General features: G+C 68.8%; 27 protein-coding genes. 13 read left to right on the top strand and 14 right to left on the bottom strand.

The window, feature by feature from the left end; translation table 11 throughout:
- Positions 1-34 precede the first annotated feature (34 nt).
- A complete protein-coding gene (grcC1, locus tag CYU59_RS04780) occupies positions 35-1,051 on the bottom strand; it encodes a nonaprenyl/(2E,6E)-farnesyl/geranylgeranyl diphosphat synthase (protein ID WP_292976462.1) in 1,017 nt (338 codons plus the stop codon).
- Positions 1,052-1,066: 15 nt separating this feature from the next.
- On the opposite strand from grcC1, the gene menJ reads away from it, so the two are divergent.
- Complete coding sequence (menJ, locus tag CYU59_RS04775; protein ID WP_292976460.1) at positions 1,067-2,293, top strand: menaquinone reductase; 1,227 nt, start codon at positions 1,067-1,069, stop codon at positions 2,291-2,293.
- On the opposite strand, the gene CYU59_RS04770 is transcribed toward menJ, so the two are convergent.
- On the bottom strand, positions 2,286-3,368 hold the full coding sequence (locus tag CYU59_RS04770; protein WP_292976458.1) for an LLM class flavin-dependent oxidoreductase: 1,083 nt from the start codon (positions 3,366-3,368) through the stop codon (positions 2,286-2,288). The two genes, menJ and CYU59_RS04770, sit on opposite strands and share 8 nt — an antisense overlap.
- A gap of 44 nt (positions 3,369-3,412) precedes the next feature.
- Positions 3,413-4,105, bottom strand: a complete 693-nt coding sequence (locus tag CYU59_RS04765) for a demethylmenaquinone methyltransferase (RefSeq protein WP_292976455.1) — start codon at positions 4,103-4,105, stop codon at positions 3,413-3,415.
- Positions 4,106-4,162: 57 nt separating this feature from the next.
- Between CYU59_RS04765 and CYU59_RS04760 the strand changes: the two genes are divergently transcribed.
- Positions 4,163-4,987 (top strand): SDR family oxidoreductase, encoded by an 825-nt coding sequence (locus CYU59_RS04760; protein WP_292976452.1) that lies wholly within the window; start codon positions 4,163-4,165, stop codon positions 4,985-4,987.
- Here CYU59_RS04760 and CYU59_RS04755 read toward each other — a convergent pair whose 3' ends face one another.
- Positions 4,988-6,142: a glycosyltransferase family 1 protein gene (locus CYU59_RS04755; RefSeq protein WP_292976449.1), complete on the bottom strand. Its 1,155-nt coding sequence runs from the start codon at positions 6,140-6,142 to the stop codon at positions 4,988-4,990.
- An 86-nt stretch (positions 6,143-6,228) separates the two neighbouring features.
- Between CYU59_RS04755 and CYU59_RS04750 the strand changes: the two genes are divergently transcribed.
- Positions 6,229-6,858, top strand: a complete 630-nt coding sequence (locus CYU59_RS04750; RefSeq protein WP_292976446.1) for a thioredoxin domain-containing protein — start codon at positions 6,229-6,231, stop codon at positions 6,856-6,858.
- Here the strand turns inward: CYU59_RS04750 and CYU59_RS04745 are convergent.
- The 3 genes from CYU59_RS04745 to CYU59_RS04735 all read right to left on the bottom strand — a co-directional run bounded on the left by CYU59_RS04745 (position 6,822) and on the right by CYU59_RS04735 (position 9,965).
- Complete coding sequence (locus tag CYU59_RS04745) at positions 6,822-7,343, bottom strand: DUF3592 domain-containing protein (RefSeq protein WP_292976588.1); 522 nt, start codon at positions 7,341-7,343, stop codon at positions 6,822-6,824. The two genes, CYU59_RS04750 and CYU59_RS04745, sit on opposite strands and share 37 nt — an antisense overlap.
- Before the next feature lie 17 nt (positions 7,344-7,360).
- Complete coding sequence (menD, locus tag CYU59_RS04740; protein WP_292976443.1) at positions 7,361-9,019, bottom strand: 2-succinyl-5-enolpyruvyl-6-hydroxy-3-cyclohexene-1-carboxylic-acid synthase; 1,659 nt, start codon at positions 9,017-9,019, stop codon at positions 7,361-7,363.
- Positions 9,020-9,176: 157 nt separating this feature from the next.
- The gene (locus CYU59_RS04735; RefSeq protein WP_292976586.1) at positions 9,177-9,965 is read right to left on the bottom strand and encodes an alpha/beta hydrolase; all 789 of its coding nucleotides are present in this window, start codon (positions 9,963-9,965) and stop codon (positions 9,177-9,179) included.
- 90 nt (positions 9,966-10,055) lie between these two features.
- On the opposite strand from CYU59_RS04735, the gene CYU59_RS04730 reads away from it, so the two are divergent.
- Positions 10,056-10,883, top strand: a complete 828-nt coding sequence (locus tag CYU59_RS04730; protein WP_292976440.1) for an alpha/beta hydrolase — start codon at positions 10,056-10,058, stop codon at positions 10,881-10,883.
- On the opposite strand, the gene CYU59_RS04725 is transcribed toward CYU59_RS04730, so the two are convergent.
- Genes CYU59_RS04725 through CYU59_RS04710 form a run of 4 tightly spaced genes read right to left on the bottom strand, consistent with a single transcriptional unit; the run spans position 10,880 to position 15,177 of the window.
- A complete protein-coding gene (locus CYU59_RS04725) occupies positions 10,880-11,611 on the bottom strand; it encodes a DJ-1/PfpI family protein (RefSeq protein ID WP_292976437.1) in 732 nt (243 codons plus the stop codon). The two genes, CYU59_RS04730 and CYU59_RS04725, sit on opposite strands and share 4 nt — an antisense overlap.
- The gene (locus tag CYU59_RS04720; protein WP_292976435.1) at positions 11,608-12,570 is read right to left on the bottom strand and encodes a helix-turn-helix domain-containing protein; all 963 of its coding nucleotides are present in this window, start codon (positions 12,568-12,570) and stop codon (positions 11,608-11,610) included. The genes CYU59_RS04725 and CYU59_RS04720 overlap by 4 nt, the downstream gene beginning before the upstream one ends.
- Positions 12,571-12,625: 55 nt before the next feature.
- The gene (locus CYU59_RS04715) at positions 12,626-13,576 is read right to left on the bottom strand and encodes an o-succinylbenzoate synthase (RefSeq protein ID WP_292976433.1); all 951 of its coding nucleotides are present in this window, start codon (positions 13,574-13,576) and stop codon (positions 12,626-12,628) included.
- Entirely contained in the window at positions 13,573-15,177 is a 1,605-nt protein-coding gene (locus CYU59_RS04710; RefSeq protein WP_292976431.1) for an amidohydrolase, read from the bottom strand. Before CYU59_RS04710 ends, CYU59_RS04715 begins: the two co-directional genes overlap by 4 nt.
- Before the next feature lie 66 nt (positions 15,178-15,243).
- Here CYU59_RS04710 and fadD8 point away from each other — a divergent pair, with 66 nt between their 5' ends.
- Positions 15,244-16,845, top strand: a complete 1,602-nt coding sequence (fadD8, locus tag CYU59_RS04705; protein ID WP_292976428.1) for a fatty-acid--CoA ligase FadD8 — start codon at positions 15,244-15,246, stop codon at positions 16,843-16,845.
- Positions 16,846-16,930: 85 nt separating this feature from the next.
- On the opposite strand, the gene CYU59_RS04700 is transcribed toward fadD8, so the two are convergent.
- Positions 16,931-17,350, bottom strand: coding sequence for a PPOX class F420-dependent oxidoreductase (locus tag CYU59_RS04700; protein WP_292976426.1), 420 nt, complete (start codon positions 17,348-17,350; stop codon positions 16,931-16,933).
- Positions 17,347-17,925, bottom strand: a complete 579-nt coding sequence (locus CYU59_RS04695; RefSeq protein WP_292976423.1) for a TetR/AcrR family transcriptional regulator — start codon at positions 17,923-17,925, stop codon at positions 17,347-17,349. The genes CYU59_RS04700 and CYU59_RS04695 overlap by 4 nt, the downstream gene beginning before the upstream one ends.
- Before the next feature lie 84 nt (positions 17,926-18,009).
- Here CYU59_RS04695 and CYU59_RS04690 point away from each other — a divergent pair, with 84 nt between their 5' ends.
- Entirely contained in the window at positions 18,010-18,939 is a 930-nt protein-coding gene (locus tag CYU59_RS04690; RefSeq protein WP_292976420.1) for an aldo/keto reductase, read from the top strand.
- A gap of 3 nt (positions 18,940-18,942) precedes the next feature.
- On the opposite strand, the gene CYU59_RS04685 is transcribed toward CYU59_RS04690, so the two are convergent.
- On the bottom strand, positions 18,943-19,656 hold the full coding sequence (locus CYU59_RS04685) for a VIT family protein (RefSeq protein ID WP_292976417.1): 714 nt from the start codon (positions 19,654-19,656) through the stop codon (positions 18,943-18,945).
- 106 nt (positions 19,657-19,762) lie between these two features.
- Between CYU59_RS04685 and CYU59_RS04680 the strand changes: the two genes are divergently transcribed.
- The 7 genes from CYU59_RS04680 (at position 19,763) to menE (ending at position 25,343) form a co-directional block, all read left to right on the top strand.
- Complete coding sequence (locus tag CYU59_RS04680; protein ID WP_292976584.1) at positions 19,763-20,665, top strand: 1,4-dihydroxy-2-naphthoyl-CoA synthase; 903 nt, start codon at positions 19,763-19,765, stop codon at positions 20,663-20,665.
- 188 nt (positions 20,666-20,853) lie between these two features.
- Positions 20,854-21,795, top strand: a complete 942-nt coding sequence (locus tag CYU59_RS04675) for an SDR family oxidoreductase (protein WP_292976414.1) — start codon at positions 20,854-20,856, stop codon at positions 21,793-21,795.
- A 13-nt stretch (positions 21,796-21,808) separates the two neighbouring features.
- On the top strand, positions 21,809-22,195 hold the full coding sequence (locus CYU59_RS04670; RefSeq protein WP_292976411.1) for a VOC family protein: 387 nt from the start codon (positions 21,809-21,811) through the stop codon (positions 22,193-22,195).
- A 116-nt stretch (positions 22,196-22,311) separates the two neighbouring features.
- Complete coding sequence (locus tag CYU59_RS04665; RefSeq protein WP_292976408.1) at positions 22,312-23,547, top strand: inorganic phosphate transporter; 1,236 nt, start codon at positions 22,312-22,314, stop codon at positions 23,545-23,547.
- Entirely contained in the window at positions 23,544-23,834 is a 291-nt protein-coding gene (locus CYU59_RS04660; protein WP_292976406.1) for a hypothetical protein, read from the top strand. Before CYU59_RS04665 ends, CYU59_RS04660 begins: the two co-directional genes overlap by 4 nt.
- A gap of 61 nt (positions 23,835-23,895) precedes the next feature.
- Positions 23,896-24,198, top strand: a complete 303-nt coding sequence (locus CYU59_RS04655; protein ID WP_292976404.1) for a DUF3349 domain-containing protein — start codon at positions 23,896-23,898, stop codon at positions 24,196-24,198.
- A 20-nt stretch (positions 24,199-24,218) separates the two neighbouring features.
- Entirely contained in the window at positions 24,219-25,343 is a 1,125-nt protein-coding gene (gene menE, locus CYU59_RS04650; RefSeq protein WP_292976402.1) for an o-succinylbenzoate--CoA ligase, read from the top strand.
- Positions 25,344-25,353: the final 10 nt, after the last annotated feature.

The following is a 25,353-nucleotide window of genomic DNA, read 5'->3' as shown; positions in this document are numbered from 1 at the left end:
TAACGCCGGGGAGGCGGCGCAGAGTTCCGCACGATCAGCCGTGTCGGTGGATCGTGTAGTCGACCAGCGTCGCGAGCGCGGTGCGTCCCGGACCGTCGGGCAGCGCGGCCAGCTCCTCGCGGGCCCGCTCGGCGTACTGGGCGACCATTTCCTTGGCCTTGGCCATGCCCGGCGAGGCCCGTAGCAGCCCGAGCGCCTCGGCCACGGCATCGTCGTCGTCGATGGGCCCGGCCAGCAGCTCGCGCAACCGGTCGGAGTCGGGTCCGTCGTCCTGCAACGCATAGAGCACGGGCAGGGTGTGCACGCCCTCGCGCAGGTCGGTGCCGGGCAACTTGCCCGACTCGTCGGGGTCGCTGTCGATGTCGATGATGTCGTCGGAGATCTGGAAAGCGGTGCCGACCAGGTCGCCCAACCGGCTGAGCCGCTCGGTCTGCTCCTCGTCGGCGCCGGAGAACATCGCGCCGAACCGGCCGGCCGCACCAATCAGGCAGGCCGTCTTCTCGTGCACCACCCTCAGGTAGTGCGCGATCGGGTCGGCTTTGTCCGCCGCGCCCTGGGTTTCGCGCATCTGCCCGGTCACCAGCTGGGCGAAGGTCTCGGCGATGATCCGCACCGCGTCCGGGCCCAGCCGCGAGACCAACCGGGATGCCGTGGCGAACAGGTAGTCGCCGGCCAGGATCGCGACGTTGTTGTTCCACCGCAGGTTGGCGCTGGGGGCGCCGCGGCGAACTTGCGCCTCGTCCATGACGTCGTCGTGGTACAGCGTGGCCAGATGCACCAACTCGATGACCGCGCCGGCGATCGCCACGTCGTCACTGTCCGGTCGCGGACCCAATTGCGCCGACAGCACCGCGAACAGCGGCCGGAATCGTTTGCCACCGGCTTCGAAGAGATGCAGCACCGCGTCCGTCATCAGGTCATCTGACCCACGGAGCTCGGTTTCCATCAGTTGCTCGACGCGGGCCACCCCGTCCCGCACACCGGTTGCGAACGCAGCGTCACCGAAGGCACTGAGATCAATGCCCGCCACCACTGTCGCCGGAGTCCTCACCTGACCAACATACTGGTGAGCATGGACTCCCATGCCGACGTGGTGGTCGTCGGCGCCGGGCCGGCCGGCTCCGCGGCTGGCGCCTGGGCAGCGCGGGCGGGCCGCGACGTGCTGGTGATCGACGCGGCCAACTTCCCTCGCGACAAAGCGTGCGGAGACGGGCTGACGCCACGGGCGGTTGCCGAGCTGGAACGGCTGGGGCTCGGCGAGTGGCTGGACGCGCGGATCCGGCATCGCGGCCTGCGGATGAGCGGCTTCGGCGGCGAGCTCGAGGTCGAATGGCCCGGCCCGTCGTTCCCGTCCACCGGCAGCGCGGTGGCCCGCGTCGAGCTGGACGACCGGATACGCAAAGTCGCCGAGGAATCCGGGGCCCGCATGCGGCTCGGCGTCAAAGTCGTCGGCGCCAATCATGATTCGTCAGCCCGCGTGACATCGGTGACGCTGTCCGACGGCTCTCAGGTCGGTTGCCGCGAGTTGATCGTCGCCGACGGGGTGCGGTCGGCCCTGGGCCGGGTGTTGGGTCGGCGCTGGCACCAGGAGACGGTGTACGGGATCGCGGCCCGCGGCTACCTGGCCACGGAGCGCAGTGACGACCCCTGGCTCACTTCACATTTGGAGTTGCGCTCGCCCGACGGCGCGGTGCTGCCCGGCTACGGCTGGATCTTCCCGCTCGGCAACGGCGAAGTGAACATCGGCGTCGGCGCGCTGTCGACGATCAAGCGACCGGCGGAACTCGCCCTGCGACCGCTGATGTCCTACTACACCGATTTGCGCCGCGAGGAGTGGGGCTTCGAAGGCCAACCCCGGACCATGTCGTCGGCGTTGCTGCCGATGGGCGGCGCGGTTTCCGGTGTGGCGGGCCGCAACTGGATGCTGATCGGCGATGCGGCGGCCTGCGTCAACCCGCTCAACGGGGAGGGCATCGACTACGGCCTGGAGTCCGGCCGGTTGGCGGCCGAGATGCTCGGCTCCGGCGACTTCTCCAAAGCCTGGCCGGATGTGCTCCAATCCCATTACGGGCGCGGCTTTTCGGTGGCCCGCCGGCTCGGATTGCTGCTGACGTTCCCGCGCTTCCTGCCGGCGACCGGGCCGATCGGAATGCGGTCGACGACGCTGATGGGTATCGCCGTGCGGGTGATGGGCAACCTGGTCACCGACGAGGACGCCGACTGGGTCGCGCGGGCGTGGCGCGGTAGCGGGCGGGTGTCCCGACTGCTGGACCGCCGCAAACCGTTCAGCTGATTGCGTTGCGCAGCAACGGCAGAACCTGGTGGCCGATCCTCGACACCTCGGACAGGTACGGCGTATCGGACAGCACGAAGTGCTTCACCCCGAGGTCGGCGTATTTCTGCAGCGCGGCCGCCACCTCCTCGGCCGAGCCGACCAGCCACGTCGTCCCGGCGCCCTCGCCGCCGTACTTGCTCGGCGTGGTGTACAGGCAGGAGTCCAGCACTTCTCCCCGGCCCGCGAGATCGCTCAACCGTCGCTGACCCTCCGCCGACGACGCGTTGTGCAGCGCCAGCACCGACGGCTTGCCGGCCAGCTCGGCGACCTTCGCCTCGGCGTCGCGCCACGCCTCCTCGGAGGTGTCGCGGACCAGCGTGGTGATGCGCAGCCCGTACTCCAGCGGTTCGTGCTCGCGGCCGAGCTTCTCGGACAATGCCTGGAGACGTTCGATGCGCTCGGCGATGCCGTCGAGTGGCTCACCCCAAAACAGTTGCACGTCAGCCTCTTCGGCGGCGACCTCCTCGGCAGCCGCCGATGCCCCGCCGAAGTAGAGTTTCGGGTGCCGACCGTCTCCGAATGGTCGCGGCTGCAGCGTCGAATGCTCGACGGAGAAGTACTCGCCTTCGTAGGTGACGTCCTCCTCGGTCCACAGCTTGCGGACCAGCTGCAGGAATTCGCGGGTCCGGTCGTAGCGGCTGGACTTGTCGAGGTCGACGTCGCCGTAAGCCCGCACGTCGTCGGCGCCGGTGACCACGTTCACCAGCAGCCGGCCCTGGCTGAGCTGGTCCAGCGTGGCGGCGGCGCTGGCGAAGTGCGCGGGATGCCAGTAACCGGGACGGATCGCGACCAGCGGCGCGAACGTGGTGGTCCGGGCGGCGATCGCGGTGGCGATGGTGAACGAGTCGGCTCGTCCCCAACCGGCGCCGATCAGCGCGCCGCCCCAGCCGTTCTGCTCGGCGCGCTGCGCCAGCTCGGCGGAGTATTCCAGGCTGCCCCAACCGTCGACGGTGTCGTCGCCCCGGTGACCGGACAGCACGGTATTCGGTATGTACCAGAGATATTCGCGGCTCACCGGGCCCGATAGTTGCATACCCGACCGCCCCGGACCAGACCGAGAATCAACGCGAATGAAAGTCAGCGCGGCGCTTTGTACGCGGCATGCAGGGCCACGATGCCGCCGGTCAGGTTGCGCCACCGCACCGCCGACCACCCGGCGGCGGAGATCTGGTGGGCCAGCTCAGCCTGGTCCGGCCAGGCCCGGATCGACTCGGCCAGATAAACGTAGGCTTCCGGGTTGCTCGACACCGCGCGCGCCACCCGCGGCAACGCCTTCATCAGGTATTCCTTGTACGTGGTGGCGAACAATTTGCTTGTGGGCGTTGAGAATTCGCACACCACCAGGCGTCCACCGGGCCGCGTCACCCTGGCCATCTCGCTCAGGGCCCGGTCCCGCTCGGCGACGTTGCGCAGCCCGAAGCTGATCGTCACCGCGTCGAACACGTTGTCCGCGAACGGCAATCGAGTCGCGTCGCCGGCGACCTTGGGCACCTTGCGGGCATGGCCGGCGCCGAGCATCCCGACCGAGAAGTCCGCCGCCACGCACCACGCCCCGGATGTGGCCAACTCGACCGTCGACACCGCGGTGCCGGCAGCCAGGTCGAGCACCTTCTCCCCCGCCCCGATGTCGAGCGCCTTGCGGGTGGCGCGACGCCAGTACCGGTCCTGGCCCAGCGACAGCACGGTGTTGGTGATGTCGTAGCGGCGCGCGACGCCGTCGAACATCGACGCGACCTCACGGGGGTCTTTGTCCAGCGTGGCGCGGTTCACGCCTCGAACCTACCCGTCGCCGGGAATGGTGAGCCGACCTGTGCGTTGCACTGCGTCATGGCTGAAAAAGTTTGGTTCATCACCGGTACATCACGCGGCTTCGGACGAGAGTGGGCCATCGCGGCCCTGGAGCGGGGCGACAAGGTCGCGGCCACCGCCCGCGACACCGCCACGCTGGACGATCTGGTGCAGAAATTCGGCGACGCGATCCTGCCGCTGAAGCTCGATGTCACCGACCGCGCGGCCGACTTCGCCGCCGTCAAGCAGGCGCACGAGCACTTCGGCCGCCTGGACGTCGTGGTCAACAACGCCGGCTACGGCCAGTTCGGCTTCGTCGAGGAGCTCTCCGAACAGGACGCCCGCGACCAGTTCGAGACCAACGTGTTCGGCGCGCTGTGGGTCACCCAGGCCGCACTGCCCTACCTGCGGGCGCAGCGCAGCGGCCATATCGTCCAGGTCTCGTCGATCGGCGGCATCACGGCGTTTCCCAACGTCGGCATCTACCACGCCTCGAAGTGGGCGCTGGAGGGCTTCTCGCAGTCGCTGGCGCAGGAGGTCGAATCATTCGGTGTGCACGTCACGCTGATCGAACCGGCCGGGTTCTCCACCGACTGGTCGGGTTCGTCGTCGCGCAAGGCCGAGGAGCTGGCGGACTACGCCGAGGTGCACAAAGCGACCGAGCAGGTCCGCAGCACGCGGTGGGCCGCTCCGGGCGACCCGAAAGCCTCCGCGGCCGCCGTGCTCAAGGTCGTCGACGCCGAACAGCCGCCGCTGCGGGTGTTCTTCGGCGAGGCACCGCTGGGGTTGGCCAAGGCCGACTACGAGCAGCGGCTGAAGACCTGGGAGGAATGGCAGCCGGTCGCCGAGTTGGCGCAGGGCTAGCTACTGCCCCAGCGCCTGTTGCCGGCGCGCCATCCGGGCGCGGGCGATCGGCGACAGCACCGCCTCGTAGTGGCCGAGCAGTTCGTCGCAGATGGCCGGCCAGCTGCGCTCGAGGATGCTCTTGCGGGCAGCCACCGAGTAGCGCTGCCGGTCCTGCAGCAGGTGCGCGACGGCGTCGGGCAGTTGCGCCTCGAATTCCTGGACTCCCAACAGCAATCCGGTGCGCCACGGCGTCACCAGGTCACGCGGCCCGCCGGCGTCGGGCGCGATCACCGGCAGCCCGGACGCCAGCGCCTCCTGCACCACCTGGCAGAAGGTCTCGTGCTCACCGGCGTGGACGAAGACGTCCATGCTGGCGTACGCGGTTGCCAACTCCTGGCCGTAGAGCGCACCGGTGAAAACGGCCGTGGGCATTGCTGATTGGAGTTTGGCGCGGTCCACACCGTCGCCGACGATGACGACCTGAACGTCACCGGCGGCGGCCAGCGAGGTGAGCCGTTCGACGTGCTTCTCCGGCGCCAACCGCCCGACGAAGCCCACGACCGGCTTGCCGTCCGGCGACCAATGCCGGCGCAGCGCTTCGTCGCGAGCCGAGGGGGCGTAGCCGATCATGTCGACGCCGCGGGCCCATTTATGCACTCGCGGAATGCCGTGCGCTTCAAGTGATTCCATGGTGGCGGTGGACGGCGCCAGCGTCCGGTCGGCGAGTTTGTGCAGATGCCGGAACCAGGACCAGGCGACTTTCTCGGTGACGCCGATGCCGTAGCTGGCAGCGAATCCCGGCACGTCGGTCTGGTAGACCGCGACCGTGGGAACCCCCAGGCGCCGGGCGGCCTTGACGCCACCCCAGCCGAGCAGGGCCGGCGATGCCAGATGCACGACGTCGGGCTCGAATCCGCGCAGCACCCGCAGAATTCGCGGCATCGGAAGACCCAACGGCAGCGTGGTCACCTTGGGAAACATCCACGACGGCACGCGGTGCACCCGGATGCCGTCGTAAAGGCGATCGGCGGGTTCTTCGCCGTGTGGGGTGTCAGGCGCAATGACGAGCGCCTCGTGGCCGGTGCGCCGCAGGTGCTCGAGCGTGCGGATGACAGAGTTGCTCACGCCGTTGACGTGCGGGAGAAAGGATTCCGCGACAATCGCTACTCGCACGCTGACTACGGTCGCAGCGTCGCCTGTCGTTATGGTTACCGACGGGCGTACACGACACGAACTCTGACCCAAAGGGGAATCTGACAATGCGGTCCTACCTGGGCGTTTTGGCCACGATGCTGGGTTTGGTGATGTTCACCACCGGCAGCGCGCACGCCGACGTGCCACGAACGCTCGACGGCAACGGGGTGCTGGTCGGGTCGTGGATCGCCCCGGTGCAGTTGGAGGTCTTCTGCGAGCCGCAATGCCCGCACTGCGCTGAGTTCGAAGCGGCCGACGGCGACAAGCTGGCCGCGGCGCTGGCCGGCGGGCGGCTGGCCATCACCTATCGGTGGCTGACGTTCCTGGACGGCCGGCATCACAACGACGTGTCCACACACCTGGTGAACGATCTGTTCCTGGCCGCCGACCCGGCGACACCGCCCGCGGCGTATCAGGCGTTCGTGCAAGCCCTTTACCGCCACCAGAGCGCCGACGGCCCGTCGCGTGACTCCGTCGCGGCGCTGGCTCGCGACAGTGGACTACCGGATGTGGTGGCCGATCGAATCGCGGCCGGCGACGACGTAGTCGACTCCACAGCGGTCAACGACGCGAATAAGGCCCGGCTCCAGGAGGAAAACCCGGAGAACCCGGGCACCCCGACGATCTACAACCTGAACACCAGAAGTGTTGTCGACACTCAAGATCCGGGTTGGCTGGCCGCGCTGACCAACTGACGGTCCAGCCGCTTGTCCACCCACGCGAGGGCGCTCAGCGCCGCCGCGCCGATCAGCAAGCCGAACACGGCGATCGACCCCGCCGGGATGATCGCCAGCTTGGCGTTACGGTGTTGCACGCGAACAAGATTCGGGTTGCGTTTGTCGTACTCGACGTAAATCCGCATGCCCGTTGCCAATTGGGACGGGTACAGCACACCGAGCTCCGGTCGGTAGGTGACCCGGTCCGGGGTGACGAACTCGATGGTCGAGCGCCGCGGGCCGGCGTCGAGCACCTCGGCCTCGGCCACGCCCATGTTGTGCTTGATCGCGATGTCGTTGCGCACGGCGCCGGCCACCAGCAACAGCGATTGCAACGTCACCAGGCTGACCAGAATCAGCACGCCGATGCGGGCCAGGCGCACCGCGCGATGCCCGCGGGTGTCGGGGAATTCGCCTCGACGGCCGTGAATCAGGATACGAGCCCACGTCTCCAGTGCAGCCACGGCACCGGCGGCTCGCGTCACAGAGCGGCCTTGATGGCCGCATGCAGCCCGCGCAACGAGGACCGGTCGGCCTTGACTTCGAGCACCCGCATTCCGGCGGCCGGCTCGTCGAGCGCCGCTGCCAGCTCGCCGAGTTCGATCTGCTTGCTGTCGATGTGATACGCCCGGCACAACGCGCCGACGTCGACGTCGTGCGGTGTTCCGAACACCCGCGCGGACACATCGGAGAACCGCGGGTCGCCCTGCTCGAGCAGTTCGAAGATGCCGCCGCCGTTGTCGTTGGAAACCACGATGGTCAGGTCCGCGGGCACCGGCTCGGTCGGCCCGATCAGCAGCCCGGAGCTGTCGTGGACGAAGGTCAGGTCGCCGATCAGCGCGACTGTTCGGGGAGTGACGTCGCCGCCGTCGCGGCTCCGGCTGCCCGTCTGCTCGTGCGCAAGCGCCGCACCGATCGTGGTGGACACCGTGCCGTCGATGCCCGCGACGCCGCGGTTGGAGCGGACCGCGATGCCGTGCGGGTTGAGCCCGACCAGGGCGATGTCGCGGACCGGATTGGATGCGCCGAGCACCAACTGGTCGCCGGGGCGCAGCGCATCGGCCACCGCGGCGGCGACATGCAGGCCGGTGGTCAACGGGTGCGCCGCAAGCTGCTCGCGCACCGTCGCCATGGCGTGATTGTGGAGTTCGGCGCAGCGACTCAGCCACGCGGGATCCGGCGTGCCGCTGGTGACGGCGCGGGTGCCGGTGGCCTGCGAGTTGCCGGAGACGTCGGGCCAGCGTGGCCCGGTGGTCAGCGCGTACACCGGCAGCGACGGATCAGCCAGCAGCGTCGACACCGGCCGGTGCAGGGTCGGCCGGCCCAGCATGATCACCTGCTGCGGGCGCAGGTGTGGCAGCGCCAACGGGTGCAGCGGGTTGGCCGCGGGCGGAGCGGTCGGCTCGGCGACGGTGGGCAGCGCGGCCAGTTCCGGCCGCACGCCGGCGCCGTGGCCCGCGATGACGACCGTGTTCAAGGTCAGGTCGATGTCCAGCGGCTGGTCGAAGGTGACCGTCGGGGTGTAGGTCCAGGGCCGGCCGTCCGGTCGTCCCGGCGGGACGGCGCCGGGCTCGGAATCGGGCACCAGCGGCTCGCGCAGCGGGATGTCGAAATGCACCGGGCCGGCGTTGGCGCTGCGGGCCCCGGTCGCGGACACCAGCACCCGGCAGACCGCCGATCGCCAGGTCGCGTTGAGCGCTTCCATCCGCGCGGGGGCGTCCTCGGCCAGACCGAGGCTGATGGTGGACCGGACCTGGTTGCCGAAGTAGCCGAGCTGTTCCATCGTCTGGTTGGCCCCGGTACCGAGCATTTCGTAGGGCCGGTTGGCCGACAGCACGATCAGCGGCACCCGGGCGTAGTTGGCCTCGACCACGGCCGGGCCGAGGTTGGCCACGGCGGTGCCGGACGTCATCGCGACGCAGACCGGCCGGCTGGCGGCGATCGCGAGGCCGACGGCCAGGAACCCGGCGGTCCGCTCGTCGATGCGGACGTGCAGCCGGACCCGGCCTTCGCGGTCGGCGTCCTGCAGCGCGAAGGCCAGCGGGGCGTTGCGCGAGCCCGGGCACAACACGACGTCGCGGACGCCGCCGCGGATCAGTTCGTCGACGACGACGCGGGCTTGAGCCGTCGAGGGATTCACCAGTTCAGCCTACGTTGGGCGACGATGCGGACCCGGAGGGTCGGCTGAGGAGCCCGACAATCGAGCCTCGTTGGGCTTCATCAAGCGCCGACTGTGCAGCTTGTGATCGCGGAATCGGAGAAATAGCGCATAGAACCTGCACACTCAGCGCCGAGGTTCAAAACCCCATGCTTTTGAAGAACTTCAGGATCGCGGCGTTGACCACCTCGGGCCGTTCCAGGAACCCGAGGTGCCCGGTGTCGGCGATCAGCTGGTACTTGGCACCCGGGATGGCGTCGGCGACTTCCTTGCCCAGCTGCGGCGGCGTCACCACGTCGTCGGCGAACCCCAGCACCAGGGTCGGCGTGTGGATGCCGCCGTACGAGGGCAGGTGATTGCCCTGCGGCGAGATCGCGCCTTGGCGGATCAGCCCCGGTGTGATCTTGACCGGCCAGATGGTGAACATGCTGATCCACTCGGCGACCGCCTCGTCGTTGCTGAGCGTCTTCGGCGAGAAGCTCTCCAGCAGCCGGATCTTGGCGTCGTAGGCGGTCGGGATCTGCACCCCGGACGCGGCCAGCTCGTCCTCGGCGGAGCGGAAGAACTCACGCGCCTTGTCCAGCCGTCCGCGGGTGGCCATCAGAACGGTCTGGGTCACCAGGTCCGGCCGGGCCAGCATCAGCTCCTGGGCGATGAACGATCCCATCGACACGGCCACGATGCGCACCGGCCCGATGCCGAGCTGCTCGATCAGCGCCGCGGTGTCGGCGACCATGCTTTCGGTGGTGAAGCCGTCGGCACTCGCCGTCGCCCCCGACCCGCGGTTGTCGAAGGTGATGACGCGGTAGCCGGCGTTCAGGAAGGCCGGAACCTGATTCAGGTGCCAGGTGCGCCCCAGTCCGCCGCGGCCGGCGATGAAGAGGACGGGTTCCCCCGTCCCGTTGTCGTCATAAGCCAGGTTGATCACGACGACGAACCTACGCGACATCGCCTCGTTGGCAGCATTTGGCAGTCCGCGGCGTCGTGCTGGCAGCGGGTTCCGGCTTTGACTGGGCGCATGACACAACTGGCGCTCACGCAGGCAACCATCGAATACCAGGAGTTCGGTCCGCAGGATTCGGCGTATCCACCCGTCGTGTTCGTGCACGGCGTTCTCGTCAACGGCCAAATGTGGCGCGAGGTCGCCGAAAAGCTTGGCCGACTCGGCTACCGCTGCATCGTGCCGACCTTGCCGCTGGGCTCGCACACCATCCCGGTCACCGACGCCGGGGTGCTGTCGCTGGACGGCGTCGCGGGAATCGTCAACGACACGATCGCGGCCCTGGGCCTGTCCGAGGTGACGCTGGTCGGCTGCGACACCGGCGGCGGGATCTGCCAGCTCGCGGTCGACGCCCGGCCGGAGCAGATCGGCCGGCTGGTGCTGACCAACTGTGACGCCTTCGACCAGTGCCCGCCGTTTCCGTTCAACACCGTGTTCGGTTTGCTCCGCGGGCCGATCTCGATCAAGACCATGTTCTCGCTGATGCGCCCGGCTGCGGTGCGCAACTCGTCGATCGGCTTCGGCCTGCTGGTCACCCGGCCCGACGCGCGGGTGACGGCCGATTGGCTGGCGCCGTGCCTGAACGACGTTCGCATCCGTCGTGATCTGGCCGCCCTGCTGCGTCAGATCGCGGTCACCGACCTGACCGACGTCGCGAACCGACTGACCCGGTTCGACAAGCCGGTCACGCTGGTCTGGGGTCAGGGCGACGTGGTGTTCAAACCGAGCCTGGGCCGACGGCTGGCGGCGGTGTTTAGCAACGCCAAGCTGATCGAGGTACCGAGGGCGCGCACCTTCGTCTCGATGGACGAGCCGGACGCGGTGATCGACGCGATCGCCGGCTAGCGACGGGCCTTGTCGCGGGCTTTGCCCCGGGCCGCCGACAGCGCACGGTCCCAGAGCAGTTGGGAGCCGGCTTTGAGCGTCGCGCCGACCGGGGTCTCGCGGGCCATGCCCGCAGTGGCCAGCGCCTTGGTCTTCGCCGACGCCTTGGACATGTGGCCGGAGTCGAACGGCGGCTGCGGGTCGTATTCGATGCCCAACTGGATGGCCTTCGCGCGTTCTTCGCCGGCGAGCTGGGCGGCCAGCCACAGGCCGAGGTCGATGCCGGCCGACACCCCGGCGCAGGTGACGATGTTGCCTTCGTGCACCACCCGCTCGTCGCCAACAGCGTTGACGCCCAACGTCTTCAGCAAGGGCAGCACACCCCAGTGCGAGGTGGCGCGCTTGCCCTCGAGCAGGCCGGCGGTCGCCAGGATCAGCGACCCCGAGCAGACCGACGTCGTCCAGGTCGCGGTCTGATGCGCCCGGCGCACCCAGTCCAGCAGTTTCTCGTCGCGGGAGTGTTCGACGGTGGTCATCCCGCCCGGCACCAAAATGACGTCCGGCGAAGGGGTTTCGTCGAACGTGTGGGTGGCCCCGATGACCAGCACACCCGACTCGGCGGTGATCGGGCCCGGCTCGTGCCAGACGAACCGGATCTCCGCGCCGGGCACCCGCTGCAGCACTTCGTAGGGTCCGACGAAGTCCAGTGCGGTGTAGCCGGGATAGACGACGATGGCGATCTGGGTCATGCGAAGGCCTTTCGGTATTGGTCGGGTGACACCCCGACACGTCGGATGAAGTTGCGCCGCATGGTTTCCGCGGTGCCGAAGCCACACCGGTTGGCGATGGTGGTCACGGTGTCGTCGGTCTGTTCGAGTTGGCGACGGGCGGCCTCGGTGCGGACCCGTTCGACGTAGGACCCGGGCGCCTCGCCGACTTCGTCGGTGAACACCCGGGTGAAGTGCCGGGGACTCATCGCCGCCAGACGCGCCAGGTCGGCGATGCTGTGCGCGCCACCGGGTTCGGACTCCACCGCGTCCTGGACGGCGCGGATCGGCTCACGTTTGGCGCGGGCAACCCAGACCGGAGCGGCGAACTGGGTCTGCCCGCCGGGCCGGCGAAGGTGCAGCACCAGCCAGCGCGCGACGGTCTGCGCGACCTCGGTGCCGTGGTCCTCTTCGACCAGGGCAAGCGTCAGATCGATGCCGGCGCTGACCCCGGCGGCGGTCCACACCGTCGGCGAGCTGCGGATGAAGATCGGGTCGGGATCGACGACGACGGAGGGGAATTCCAACGCCAGCTGCTCCGCGAAGGCCCAGTGCGTGGTCGCCCGGCAGCCGTCCAGCAGGCCCGCCTGCGCGGCGAGAAAGGCGCCCGTGCAGACGCTGACGACACGGCGGGCGTGTGGTGCCGCGGCGACGATCCAGTCCACCAGCCTGGGGTCGCGCCGGTCACCGCGGGCACCATTGCCACCCGGAAGCAGCACGGTGTCGACGCCGTCGGTCGGATCGGGCAGGGGCGCGGCGCTCAAAGTCAGCCCTGTGTCGGTGGACACCGGCTGCGCGGCGAGCGAGACCAGTTCCGGTGCATACCCGTCCCTGCCCTGTGCGGCCAGCACTTTCGACGCTGCGGCGAACACCTCGAACGGGCCGACCAGGTCGAGGGCCTGCACCCCCGGGAAGCCGACGATCAACACCTTCTGCGCCATAGCTGCCAGTGTTGGCGATCAGACCCCGTGTCGTCTACGCCATGCACCCCACAAATCAGGACAGCAGCGGAAAGCAGGCCCCGATCCGGTCGATCCACCACTGCCGGCGATCCGCGGGTGCGGCCAAGGCAGCCAGCCGGGCCGGATCAGGCGTGACCGGTCCGACCGGCAGATAACCGTCGACCGGCTCGACAGGGTCTGCGATGTCCTCCACGAACAACCGACCGGTGCCCAGCCCGCAGGCATGCTTCACCGTCGGCAGTGCGGCGGCCGCGGACAGCCCGATCGCTATGCCGACCGCGGAGTCCAGCGCGCTGGATACCACGACGGGGATGTCGATCTGCTCGGCGATTGCCAGCAGCGCCGAAATCCCGCCCAGCGGAGCGACTTTGAGCACCGCGATATCCGCCGCGCCGGCGCGGACCACGGCAAGCGGGTCGCCGGCTTTGCGGATGCTCTCGTCGGCGGCCACCGGCACGTCGACCTGGCGACGCACCTGCGCGAGCTCATCGACTGTGGCGCAGGGCTGCTCGAGGTATTCCAGCGCGCCGAGCGCCCTCGCGGCCTCCACCGCCTGCGCGACGGTCCAGGCGCCGTTGGCGTCGACCCGCACAGTCGGCACCAGCGCACGGACCGCCTCGACCCGGGCGACGTCGTCGTCAAGGGTCTGACCAGGCTCGGCGACCTTCACCTTGGCGGTCCGGGCGCCGGGGTAGCGCGCCAGGATCTCTTCGACCTGCGCCGCGGGGACGGCCGGGACGGTGGCGTTGACGTCGATGCGCGTTCGTCGCGGCGCGGGTGGCGGGCGGTAGGCCGAGTCGATCGCGGCGGCCAGCCAGTACGCGGCCTCGGCGTCGCCGTACTCCAGGAACGCGCCGAACTCGCCCCAGCCGGCCGGGCCGTCGACCAGCGCCACCTCGCGGGTCGTGATGCCGCGGAAGCGCACCCGCATCGGCAGCGACACCACGTGCAGGCGGTCGAGCAGATCGTCCAGCGTCGGGGTCACGACGAGTAGACCTGGCGGCCGGCCAGGAATGTCGCAAGCACCTCCAGATCGGCGATCTCCTCCGGCGGTACCGTGCGCGGATCAGCGGACAGCACAACCAGATCCGCGTACTTACCGACTTCCAGCGAGCCGATGATGTCGTCGGCGAACAGCTGCCAGGCCGCGTCGATGGTCTGCGCCCGGATCGCCTGGTCCACGGTCAACCGTTCCTCGGGGCCCAGCACCCGTCCGCTCGGGGCCTTGCGCGTGACGGCCACGCTGATGTTGCGCAGCGGCTCCTCGGGTGTGACCGGCGGGTCGTTGTGCAGGGAAATCCGCATACCGGTGGCGACCGCGGAACCCGCTGGCATCCAACGGTTTCCGTGCTCGGGCCCGAAGAGTCCGTCGACGATCACGTCACCCCAGTAGTGGATCTGGTCGACGAAGATGCTGCAGGTGACGCCGAGGTCGTGGGCGCGCTGCAACTGCTCGGGACGGATCGCGCCGACGTGCTCGAGCCGCAACCGGTGATCGTCACGCGGATGACGTTGCAGCGCTTGTTCGTACACGTCGAGGATGGTGTCCACCCCGGCGTCACCCTGTACGTGGCAGGCCATCGGCCAGCCGAGCGGGTAGTAGGCACCGACGATCTCGGTGAGCTGCTCGGCGGTGTAGTTGGCGCAGCCGCACGAGCCCGGCGTCACGCCGATCGCGCGGGTGGCCGCGGTATCGAGGTAGGGAAACGACAGCGCGATGTTGCCGATCCACGGCGAGCCGTCCACCCAGATCTTGATGCCGACCTGACGGACCATGTCGTCACCCTCGCCGGGGGTGGCGGTGGTCGACATCTGCGGGTTGGACATCTCGTAGGTCCGCAACCGCACGGTGATCGCGCCGCGCAGGCCGTCGAGCAGCGGCCGTAGGGCCGGGTCGAACGCCATCTCCGAGCAGGTGGTCAGCCCGGCCCGGTTGAGCCGGGCGCACTCCGCCAGCAGCATGGCCGGGTAGTCACTCGGCGCGATGGCACCGCTGAGCAGCGGGAACACCGCGCCGGTTTCCTCGGCGCTGCCGTCGAGTTCGCCGTTGGCATCGCGCCCGTACTTGGCGCCCTTGGGGTCGGGGGTGTCGCGGCTGAGCCCGGCCCGCTGCGCGGCGCGCGAGTTGAAGTACGCCTTGTGGCCGGAGTTGTGGATGATGACCAGCGGATTGTCCGGTGCGACCTGGTCCAGCCAGCTCAGCGTCGGCTCCGGCAGACCATCCTGCAGCAGCGGATCCCAGCCGTTGAGGTAGGCGCCGTCGGCGCCGCGGCGGGCCACCTCGCCCCGGACCGCCTCGACCACCCGGTCGGCGTCGCGCATGGTGACCGGCCTGATGTCGACCAGCCGGTCGGACAACGCGATCGCCTCCATCAGCGGATGGCCGTGCGCCTCGACGAAACCCGGCATCACGCAGCCGGTGCCGACGTCGATGGTCCGGATCGACGGGCCGACCAGTGCGGCCACCTCGGATCGGCTGCCCACCGCGACGATCCGGCCGTCGGCCACCGCCAGCGCCTCGGCGGTGGGCCGGGCGTCGTCGACGGTCAGAACGGTTCCGTACATGACGACATCTGCGGCGGCCATGGGCAGAAATACTAGTGACAACAGGGTGTGGCTGACACGAATTGGAACACGTTCTAGTCTGACTCCATGACGGACGATCTGTTGCGCAATCCGACCCACAACGGCCACCTGCTCGTCGGCGCACTGAAGCGCCACAAGAACCGGCCGGTGCTCTTCCTCGGCGACACCACGCTCACCGGCGGTCAGCTGGCCGAACGGATCAGCCAGTACATCCAGGCGTTCGACGCACTCGGCGCCGGCAGCGGCGTCACCGTCGGCCTGCTCTCGCTGAACCGGCCCGAGGTGCTGATGATCCTCGGCGCCAGCCAGACTCAGGGCTACCGCCGGACCGCACTGCATCCGCTGGGTTCGCTGGACGACCACGCCTACGTGCTCTCCGACGCCGGGGCGACCGCGCTGATCATCGACCCCAACCCGATGTTCGTCGAGCGGGCACTCGGACTACTGGACAAGGTCGACTCGCTGAGGCAGATCCTGACGATCGGCCCGGTCCCGGAACAGCTCCAAGATGTCGCGGTCGATCTGAATGCCGAGGCGGCGAAATATTCGCCGCAGCCGATCACCGTCGCCGACCTGCCGCCGAATCACGTTGGCGGCCTGACGTATACCGGCGGCACCACCGGCAAGCCGAAGGGCGTGATCGGCACCACCGGCAACATCGCCACGATGACGCAGATTCAGCTCGCCGAGTGGGAGTGGCCCGAGCATCCACGCTTCCTGATGTGTACGCCGCTGTCGCACGCCGGCGCGGCGTTCTTCACGCCCACCGTGGTCAAAGGTGGCGAGATGGTGGTGCTAAGCAAGTTCGACCCGGCCGAAGTGCTGAAAGTCATTGAAGAGCAGAAGATTACGGCGACCATGCTGGTGCCGTCGATGCTGTACGCGCTGATGGACCACCCGGACTCCAAGACCCGCGACCTGTCGTCGCTGGAGACGGTGTACTACGGCGCCTCGGCGATCAACCCGGTCCGGCTGGCCGAGGCGATCAAGCGGTTCGGCCCGATCTTCGCGCAGTACTACGGCCAGTCCGAGGCGCCGATGGTGATCACCTATCTGGCCAAGGCCGACCACGACGAGAAGCGCCTGACGTCCTGTGGGCGGCCCACGCTGTTCTCCCGGGTGGCACTGCTGGGCGACGACGGTAAGCCCGTCGCACCGGGTGAGCCCGGCGAGATCTGTGTCGCCGGGCCGCTTTTGGCCGGCGGCTACTGGCATCTTCCGGAGGCCACCGCCGACACATTCAAGGACGGTTGGCTGCACACCGGCGACATGGCCCGCGAGGACGAGGACGGTTTCTACTTCATCGTCGACCGGGTCAAGGACATGATCGTCACCGGCGGTTTCAACGTCTTCCCCCGCGAGGTCGAGGATGTGATCGCCGAGCACCCGTCGGTCGCGCAGGTCTGCGTGGTCGGGGCGCCGGACGACAAGTGGGGTGAGGCGGTCACCGCGGTCGTCGTCCTGCGCGAGGACGCGGCGCGCGACGACGCCGCGGTCGAAGCGATGACCGCCGACGTCCAGGCCGCGGTCAAGGACCGCAAGGGTTCGGTGCAGTCACCCAAGCGGGTGGTGATCGTCGACGCGCTGCCGCTGACCGGGCTGGGTAAGCCGGACAAGAAGGCCGTGCGGGCGCAGTTCTGGGAGGGCGCCGGCCGCGCGGTCGGCTGAGTTTCCGCGCCGAGCGCCCGGCTGGCCGGGCAGTCGCGCCCCAGCGCCCGGCAGGCCGGGCGGTCGGGCGCGTTTCGGCGAACGGTCAGGACCAGGGGCCGATGCCGCCGACCTTCTCGACCCGGATGTGGGTGACGAATCCGGGCGGAGCATCCTTCGGCGGGAATTGGTCGGGGTCAGACAACGTCTGCGCCAGACTCCTGAGCAGTCCCGGGGCCCCGCCCTCTTCGATGTAGGCGGTTCCGGTGACGGACAGATACGGCCGCATTGCGTTGCCGGCTTCCTCCGTCGACACGATCGTCACGGCCACGCGGGGGTCGTGGCGAATGTTGCGGACCTTCTTGTGCTCCGCCAAATGAGCGGTCACCAGTTCGTCACCGTCGGGCGTCGATCGCAGCGCCACCCAGACCAGGCTGACCTGCGGACTGCCGTCCGGGTTGAGGGTGACCAGCGTGGCATCGACGCCGTCTCCGATGAGTGCGCGTGCCGCGTCGTTGAGTGTCATGCTTCCTCCAACCCGCCAACCGGCTTTTGATTCCCGATACCGGCCACCAGCAGGTCCAGCAAGCGGCCGGTCTGCCCGGGTGAGCCGCTGGCCAGGAAGATTCCGATCAGGCTCGACACCACGTCGTCGGCCGGCACGTCGGCGCGCAGGCTGCCGTCGTCCACACCGGCCCGCAGCAGCAGCTCGACGGCACCGACGATGCTGTCCCGGGTTTCGTTGCGCGCCACGGCCCCGGAGTCGAACATCGCATGCAACGACTCGGCCATGCCGCGTTTGGCCGCGACGAAGCTCGCGTAGCGGTCCATCCAGCGGCGCAGCGCCGTCGCCGGCGGATACCGCTCGAGCAGGCGCCCGGCGGCCTTGGCGACTTCGGCGAGCTCGGTCCGGTAGGTCGCTTCGACCAGCGCCTCGCGGGTGGGGAAATGGCGGTACAGCGTGCCGATGCCGACACCGGCGTCGCGCGCGATCGACTCCAGCGACACCGGCCGGCCGTCAGCGGCGGTGAATGCCGCGGTCGCGACCTCGAGCAGCCTCTCTCGGTTGCGTCGAGCATCGGAGCGCACCCTTCCGGTCAAAGTGGAGGTGCCTCCGTTTCTGCTACAGTCGATGAAACGGAGGGACCTCCGTATCTCTGCCAAGTGTCTCACGACAGGAGCACCATGACCGACAAACTCGGCGGCACGGCCACGATCGGCACCCACCCGGTGGCCCGGATCGGCTACGGCGCCATGCAGTTGGCCGAGACCTCGCTCGACGACGCGGTGGCCGTGCTGCGCCGCGCAATTGAGTTGGGCGTCAACCACATCGACACCGCATCGTTCTACGGCCCGGGCGAGGTGAACCGCCGGATCCGCGCGGCGCTCGAGCCGTACCCCGACGCCCTGGTGATCGTGAGCAAGGTCGGCGCACGCCATATCGGCGGCGACGGGCCGGTGCCCCTGGGTCCGGCGCAGCGACCTGCCGACCTGCGTGCCGCGGTCGAAGACGACCTGAGCCAACTTGGCCTGGACCAGATTCCGATCGTCAACCTGCGGCGCCTGGACCTGGGACCCGGACTGGAGGCCGAGGGCGATCAGATCGTCGACGTCGACGACCAGCTGGCCGAGATGGTCGCGCTGCGCGACGAGGGCAAGATCGGCGCGATCGGCGTCAGCAGCGTGCCGCTGGAAGTCCTGAAGCGCGCTCTGCCCGTCGGGGTGGCGTGTGTGCAGAACTCCTACAGCCTGTTGGACCGCTCGCAGGAGCAGATGCTCGACGTCTGCGTCGCCGAAAACATCGCCTGGGTGCCGTATTTCCCGCTCGGTTCGGCATTCCCCGGGTTCCCGAAGGTGTCGAATGACCCGGTGGTCGTCGAGATCGCGAACGAGTTGGGGGCGACGCCGTCGCAGGTCGGCCTGGCATGGCTGCTGGCGCACTCGCCGACGACATTGCTGATCCCGGGCACTCGGTCGATCACGCACCTCGAGGAGAACCTCGGCGTCGGCGACGTCACGTTGAGCGCCGACGCACTGGCCCGCCTGGACGCCATCACCGCGCCCGGAACCAGCGCGCTCCCGGACGGCATCGAGGGGTCCGCCGAACATTCGTAGCGGTCAGCCAATGACGGCACCGACCATGTGACCGATGGCGTACGTGACTGCCAGAGCGACTCCGCCGCCGACGCCATTACGCAGTGCCGCACGGTGTTTCGGCGCTCCACCGAGATGAGCCGAGACAGTTCCGGTGATCAACAGCGCGATCAGTACCGCACCTACCGTCAGCGGTATGCGGGCGGCAGGCGATGCCGCCATGACGGCGGACAAGGGCAGCAGGGCTCCGACGCTGAAAGCCACAGCCGACGACGCCGCCGCCTGCCACGGGCTGGTCAGCTCGGTTGGATCGAAACCGAGTTCCACCTCTGCGTGGGCGGCGATCGGATCGTGCGCGGTGAATTCCTCAGCCACGCAACGCGCCGTCGCCACCGATAAACCCTTTGCCTCGTAGAGCGCGGCCAACTCGTCCAGCTCCGCGGCCGGGTCCTCGGCGAGTTCGCGTCGCTCGGTGCGCAGCAGCGCCTGCTCGGTGTCGCGCTGAGCGCTCACCGAGACGTACTCGCCCAGCGCCATCGACACCGCGCCGGCAGCCAGCCCCGCAACTCCGGCGGTGACGATCGGGCCACGCGTCGCCGTGGCCGCAGCGACACCGACGACAATGCCTGCCGTAGAGACGATTCCGTCATTGGCGCCGAGCACGCCTGCGCGCAGCCAATTCAACCGGGCCGACACCGAGCCGCTGTGCGGCTCGCGCGAATGCAAAGTAGCGGACATGGTTGGCACATTAAGCCGCCACGCCTTCGCTGGCCAGCAAAGATAGCCTTCCCAAAGCCGGCCGACTACGGTCTGCCTATGCGTGACAGCACATCGGGTGGCGACCTTGTCTGACAATCCTTTTCACGACGATCAATGGAAGCCGGTCGACGGGTTCGCCGATTTGACCGACATCACCTACCACCGTCACGTCGCCGACGCGACCGTGCGGGTGGCCTTCGACCGGCCCGAGGTGCGCAATGCCTTCCGGCCGCACACCGTCGACGAGTTGTACCGCGTGCTCGATCACGCCCGGATGTCGCCGGACGTCGGCGTGGTGCTGCTGACCGGCAACGGCCCGTCGCCCAAGGACGGCGGCTGGGCGTTCTGTTCGGGTGGCGATCAACGCATCCGCGGCCGCAGCGGGTACCAGTACGCAAGCGGAGACACCGGCGATACTGTTGACGCCGCAAGGGCTGGAAGGCTGCACATCCTCGAGGTGCAGCGGCTGATCCGGTTCATGCCGAAGGTGGTGATCTGCCTGGTCAACGGTTGGGCCGCGGGCGGCGGGCACAGCCTGCACGTGGTCTGCGACCTCACCCTGGCCAGTCGCGAGCACGCCCGGTTCAAGCAGACCGACGCCGACGTCGGCAGCTTCGACGGCGGCTACGGCAGCGCATACCTGGCCCGCCAGGTCGGCCAGAAGTTCGCCCGCGAGATCTTCTTCCTGGGTCGTCCGTACACAGCCGAGCAGATGCATCACATGGGTGCGGTCAATGCCGTCGTCGACCACGCCGAGCTGGAGACCGAGGCGATTCAGTGGGCCGCTGAGATCAACGCGAAATCGCCTCAGGCGCAACGGATGCTGAAGTATGCCTTCAATCTGCTCGACGACGGGCTGGTGGGCCAGCAGTTGTTCGCCGGCGAGGCGACCCGGTTGGCGTACATGACCGACGAGGCCGTCGAGGGCCGTGACGCCTTCCTCGAGAAGCGGCCGCCCGACTGGACGCCGTTTCCGCGCTACTTCTAGACGTCGGGTTCGCCGCTGGCGCCGGCGTCTGGTTGCGCCGAGATCGACGCTGGCGCGCAGAAGTGCGAGAGCGCTCCACGCTGGCGTCGATCTGGGCAATCGACGAGGTGTCGCTCGGAGGTGGGCACTTCGAACATCGGCCACAGTCGGCGCCGAACGCGCTCAGACCTGCCACCTAGACTTCCGACGTGAGTTGGAACCCGATTCGACAACTGGCCACGCAGATCACGCTGGCCAGCATGCGCCCGCCCCTGGTACCGCGACTGCTGCCCAGCGCAACCAATATCGATCTGGCCGGCAAGCGCGTCCTGCTGACCGGAGCGTCGTCCGGGATCGGCGAATGCGCCGCCGAGCAGTTCGCCCGCCGCGGCGCGACCGTGGTTGCGGTGGCCCGCCGCAAAGATCTGCTGGACGAGGTGGTCGGCCGGATCACCGCGGACGGCGGCGAGGCGATCGCCATCCCCTGCGACCTGTCCGACCTGGACGCGGTCGACGCGCTGGTGGCCGACGTCGAGAAGCGTCTCGGCGGGGTAGACATCCTGATCAACAACGCCGGGCGCTCCATCCGCCGGCCGCTGGCCGAGTCGCTGGAACGCTGGCACGACGTCGACCGGACCATGCTGCTCAACTACACCTCACCGCTGCGGCTGATCCGCGGCATCGCCCCCGGCATGCTGGAGCGCCGCGACGGCCACATCATCAACGTCGCGACGTGGGGTGTCTTCAGCGAGCCGTCTCCGTTGTTCGCCGTCTACAACGCCTCCAAGGCGGCGCTGTCGGCGGTCAGCCGGGTGATCGAAACCGAGTGGGCGACAAAGGGTGTGCACTCGACCACGCTGTACTACCCGCTGGTGGCCACCCCGATGATCGCGCCGACCAAGGAGTACCAGGGCCTGCCGGCGCTGACCTCCGAGGAAGCCGCCGGCTGGATGATCGACGCGGCGCGCACCCGCCCGGTCCGGATCGCGCCCCGGATGGCGATCGCCGCGCAGGCGATCGACACCGTCGTCCCGGGCTTGGCCACCACCGCGATCCGGCGCCAGCGGCTTCAGCCGACGACGATGCAGAGCGCGAAGCGCGATGAGGAGAAGTCGGCTAAGCAGGCCGAGCCGAACAATCCCGACGCGTGATAGACACGAAGGCATGGAGATACTCGCCAGCCGGATGCTGTTTCGGCCGGCGGACTATCCGCGGTCGCTGACCTTCTACCGCGATCAGCTCGGGCTGGCGATCTTTCGCGACTACGGCGCGGGGACGGTGTTCTTCGCCGGCCAGTCGCTGATCGAGCTGGCCAATCACGGCGCCGAGGAGAAGCCGGCCGTGCCGTTCCCCGGCGCACTGTGGCTGCAGGTTCGCGACGTGGTCGCGACGCAGGCCGAGCTGGAGGGCCGGGGCGTCGAGATCGCTCGGGAAGCCCGGCAGGAACCCTGGGGTCTGCACGAGTTGCACGTGGTCGATCCCGACGGCGTTCTGCTCATCTTCGTCCAGATTCCACCGGAGCATCCGCTGCGCCGCGACACGCGCGGTTAACGCCGTGAGCTGGCAGGTAAACCCCAGACGAACATCTGACGTCTAGTGCGATATACCTTTGTTTTGCGACGCTGTTCTTTCGACAAGCGGTCCCTCCTACCTACAGAATTAGGCCCGTGAATCTTCAGCTGTTCCTTCTGATCATTGTCGTGATCACCGCCCTCGCTTTCGATTTCACGAACGGCTTCCACGACACCGGGAACGCGATGGCGACGTCGATCGCCAGCGGAGCGCTCAAGCCCAAGACAGCGGTGACGCTCTCGGCGGTGCTGAACCTGCTCGGCGCGTTCCTGTCCACCGCCGTCGCCGCGACGATCGCCAAGGACCTGGTCAACGGTCACCTGGTGACGCTGCAACTGGTGTTCGCCGGACTGGTCGGCGGCATCGTCTGGAACCTGCTGACCTGGCTGCTGGGCATTCCGTCCAGCTCGTCACACGCGCTGGTCGGCGGCATCGTCGGCGCGATGATCGCCGCGGTCGGCGGCCACGGGGTGATCTGGACCGGGGTGGCCTCGCGCGTGCTGATCCCGGCCCTGGTGTCGGTGTTTCTCGCCGGAGTGGTCGGCGCGGTCGGCACCTGGCTGGTCTACCGGATCAACCGCGGCGTCCCGGAGCAGCGCAGCGAGGCCGCATTCCGTCGCGGCCAGATCTTCTCGGCGTCGCTGGTCTCGCTGGCGCACGGCACCAACGACGCCCAGAAGACGATGGGCGTGATCTTCCTGGCGCTGATCTCCTACGGCGCGGTCAGCCGCACCGAGACGCTGCCGCCGTTCTGGGTGATCCTGGCCTGCGCGTGCGCGATGGCGGCGGGCACCTACACCGGCGGCTGGCGGATCATCCGGACCATGGGCAAGGGCATCGTCGAGATCAAGTCGCCGCAGGGCATGGCGGCCGAATCCTCTTCTGCCGTCATCATTTTGCTGTCCGCGCAGTTCGGTTATGCGCTGTCGACAACTCAGGTGGTCACCGGTTCGGTGCTCGGCAGCGGGGTCGGCAAGCCCGGTGCCGAGGTGCGCTGGGGTGTGGCGGGACGGATGGCGGCCGCGTGGCTGATCACCCTGCCCTCGGCCGGCCTGGTCGGCGGATTCACCTACTTCGTGGTGCACAAGATCGGCGGTTACCCGGGTGCGATCATCGGCGTCGCACTGCTGGTGGCCGTCGCCACGGCGATCTATTTGCAGTCGCGCAAGACCAAGGTCGACCACAACAACGTGAACGCCGAGTGGAAGGGCGACCTGACCGCCGGGCTCGACGAGCACGGCAAGCCGGGCCTGGCCGGCGCCCCGATCGGCAATGGTGCAGTCTCCGGCGTCGCTCCGCACGCCGACGTGAAGAAAGCGGGCACGCGATGAGCCACTGGTTCAACTACGAGGCGTCGCTGAAGATCCTGTTCTTCGGCCTGCTGCTGGGCAGCGGGCTGCCCACGATCTTCGCGCTCGCGGTGCGGATCGGCTCAGCGGGCGCCGGCGCCCAGGGGTCCGGCGCGGCCGTCGCGCAACGGAACCCGGCGCTGGCCGCGATCAGCTACGCGCTGTATGCGTTGGTGCTGGTCGCCGTCTTCGTGGGCGTGCTCTACATCGCTCGCGAGTTCATCGGAGTGCACACCGGTCTTTACATCCTCGGAGCCAAGCCCGCGTAGCATCGGAATTTCATTCCGTTTGTAGGCATAGCGACAGTCGGGCGGGGGAAGTGCACACACCGTGAACCGATTCCTGAACTCCGTTGTCGCGTGGTTGCGCGCCGGCTACCCCGAGGGCATTCCGCCGACCGACTACGTCCCGGTGCTGGCCCTGCTCTCACGCCGACTCAGCAATGACGAAGTCAAGCTGGTGGCCCGCGAACTGATCGCGCGCGGCGACTTCGACCACGTCGACATCGGCGTGCTGATCACCCAGATCACCGATCATCTGCCGGCGCCGAGTGACGTCGAGCGGGTGCGCGAACGGCTGGCCGCCAAGGGCTGGCCGCTGGAGGACGCCCGCGACGGCGAGGAGCCCAAATAGCCGTCCTGCGGGCCTTTCCCATGCCGCACGGCTCGCCGGTCGGTCCCCTGCTGGCCGCTTTAGACGCGGTTCTGCACGACGAGGCCCCCGCACTCCTTCCGCTGGGCGCTGACCAGTCGGACGCGGTGGCACTAAGAGCGGGCGAACCCATCGACGCCGACGTGGCCGTCGTGGCGACCACCTCGGGCACCACCGGCCCGCCCAAAGGTGCACTGCTCACCGCGGCCGCGCTGACCGCCAGCGCGGTGGCCACCCATGACCGCCTCGGCGGACCAGGCCGGTGGCTGCTGGCCCTGCCGCCGTATCACATCGCCGGCATCCAGGTGCTGGTCCGCAGCCTGCTGGCCGGCTCCGACCCGGTCGAAATGGACGTCTCGACCGGCTTCGACATCAGCCAATTACCCTCTGCCGTAGACGAACTCGGCTCCGGGCGGCGCTACACCTCGCTGGTCGCCACGCAGCTGGCCAAGGCGCTGGGCGACCCCGTAGCCACCGCCGCCCTGGCCGGCCTGGACGCGGTGCTGCTGGGCGGTGGCCCGGCCCCCGGGCCGGTTCTGGCCGGCGCGGCGGCGGCCGGCATCACCGTCGTCCGCACCTACGGCATGAGCGAGACCGCCGGCGGCTGCGTCTACGACGGCATCCCGCTCAACGGCGTGCGACTCCGACTCGACGACGGCCGGATCGTCCTCGGCGGCCCGACCCTGGCCAAGGGCTACCGCAATCCGCCGGACCCCGATCCGTTCGCCGAAGCCGGCTGGTTCCGCACCGACGACCTTGGCATGGTTGACGATTCGGGAGTGCTCAGCGTGCTCGGCCGCGTTGACGACGCGATCAGCACCGGCGGGTTGACCGTGTTGCCGCAACCCGTCGAGGCCGCGCTGCGAACCCATCCCGCGGTGGCGGACTGCGCGGTGTTCGGGCTGGCCGACGAGCGACTCGGCCAGCGGGTGGTGGCTGCGGTCGTGCTCGTCGACGGCTCACCGGCACCCTCACTCGAGCAGCTGCGGGCTCAGGTGACGCAGAGCCTGGACCACACCGCGGCACCGCGGGAAGTGCACGTGGTGGACGCGCTACCGCTGCGGGGTATCGGCAAGGTCGACCGGGCGGCGTTGATACAGCTGACCAGCGCACGTCGGATGACATAATGCCCTGGTG

The organism is Mycobacterium sp. (assembly GCF_002863225.1).
Taxonomy (GTDB): Bacteria; Actinomycetota; Actinomycetes; order Mycobacteriales; family Mycobacteriaceae; genus Mycobacterium.
The sequence above is the reverse complement of the archived record's forward strand: the minus strand, read 5'-3'. Positions and strand labels throughout refer to the sequence as shown.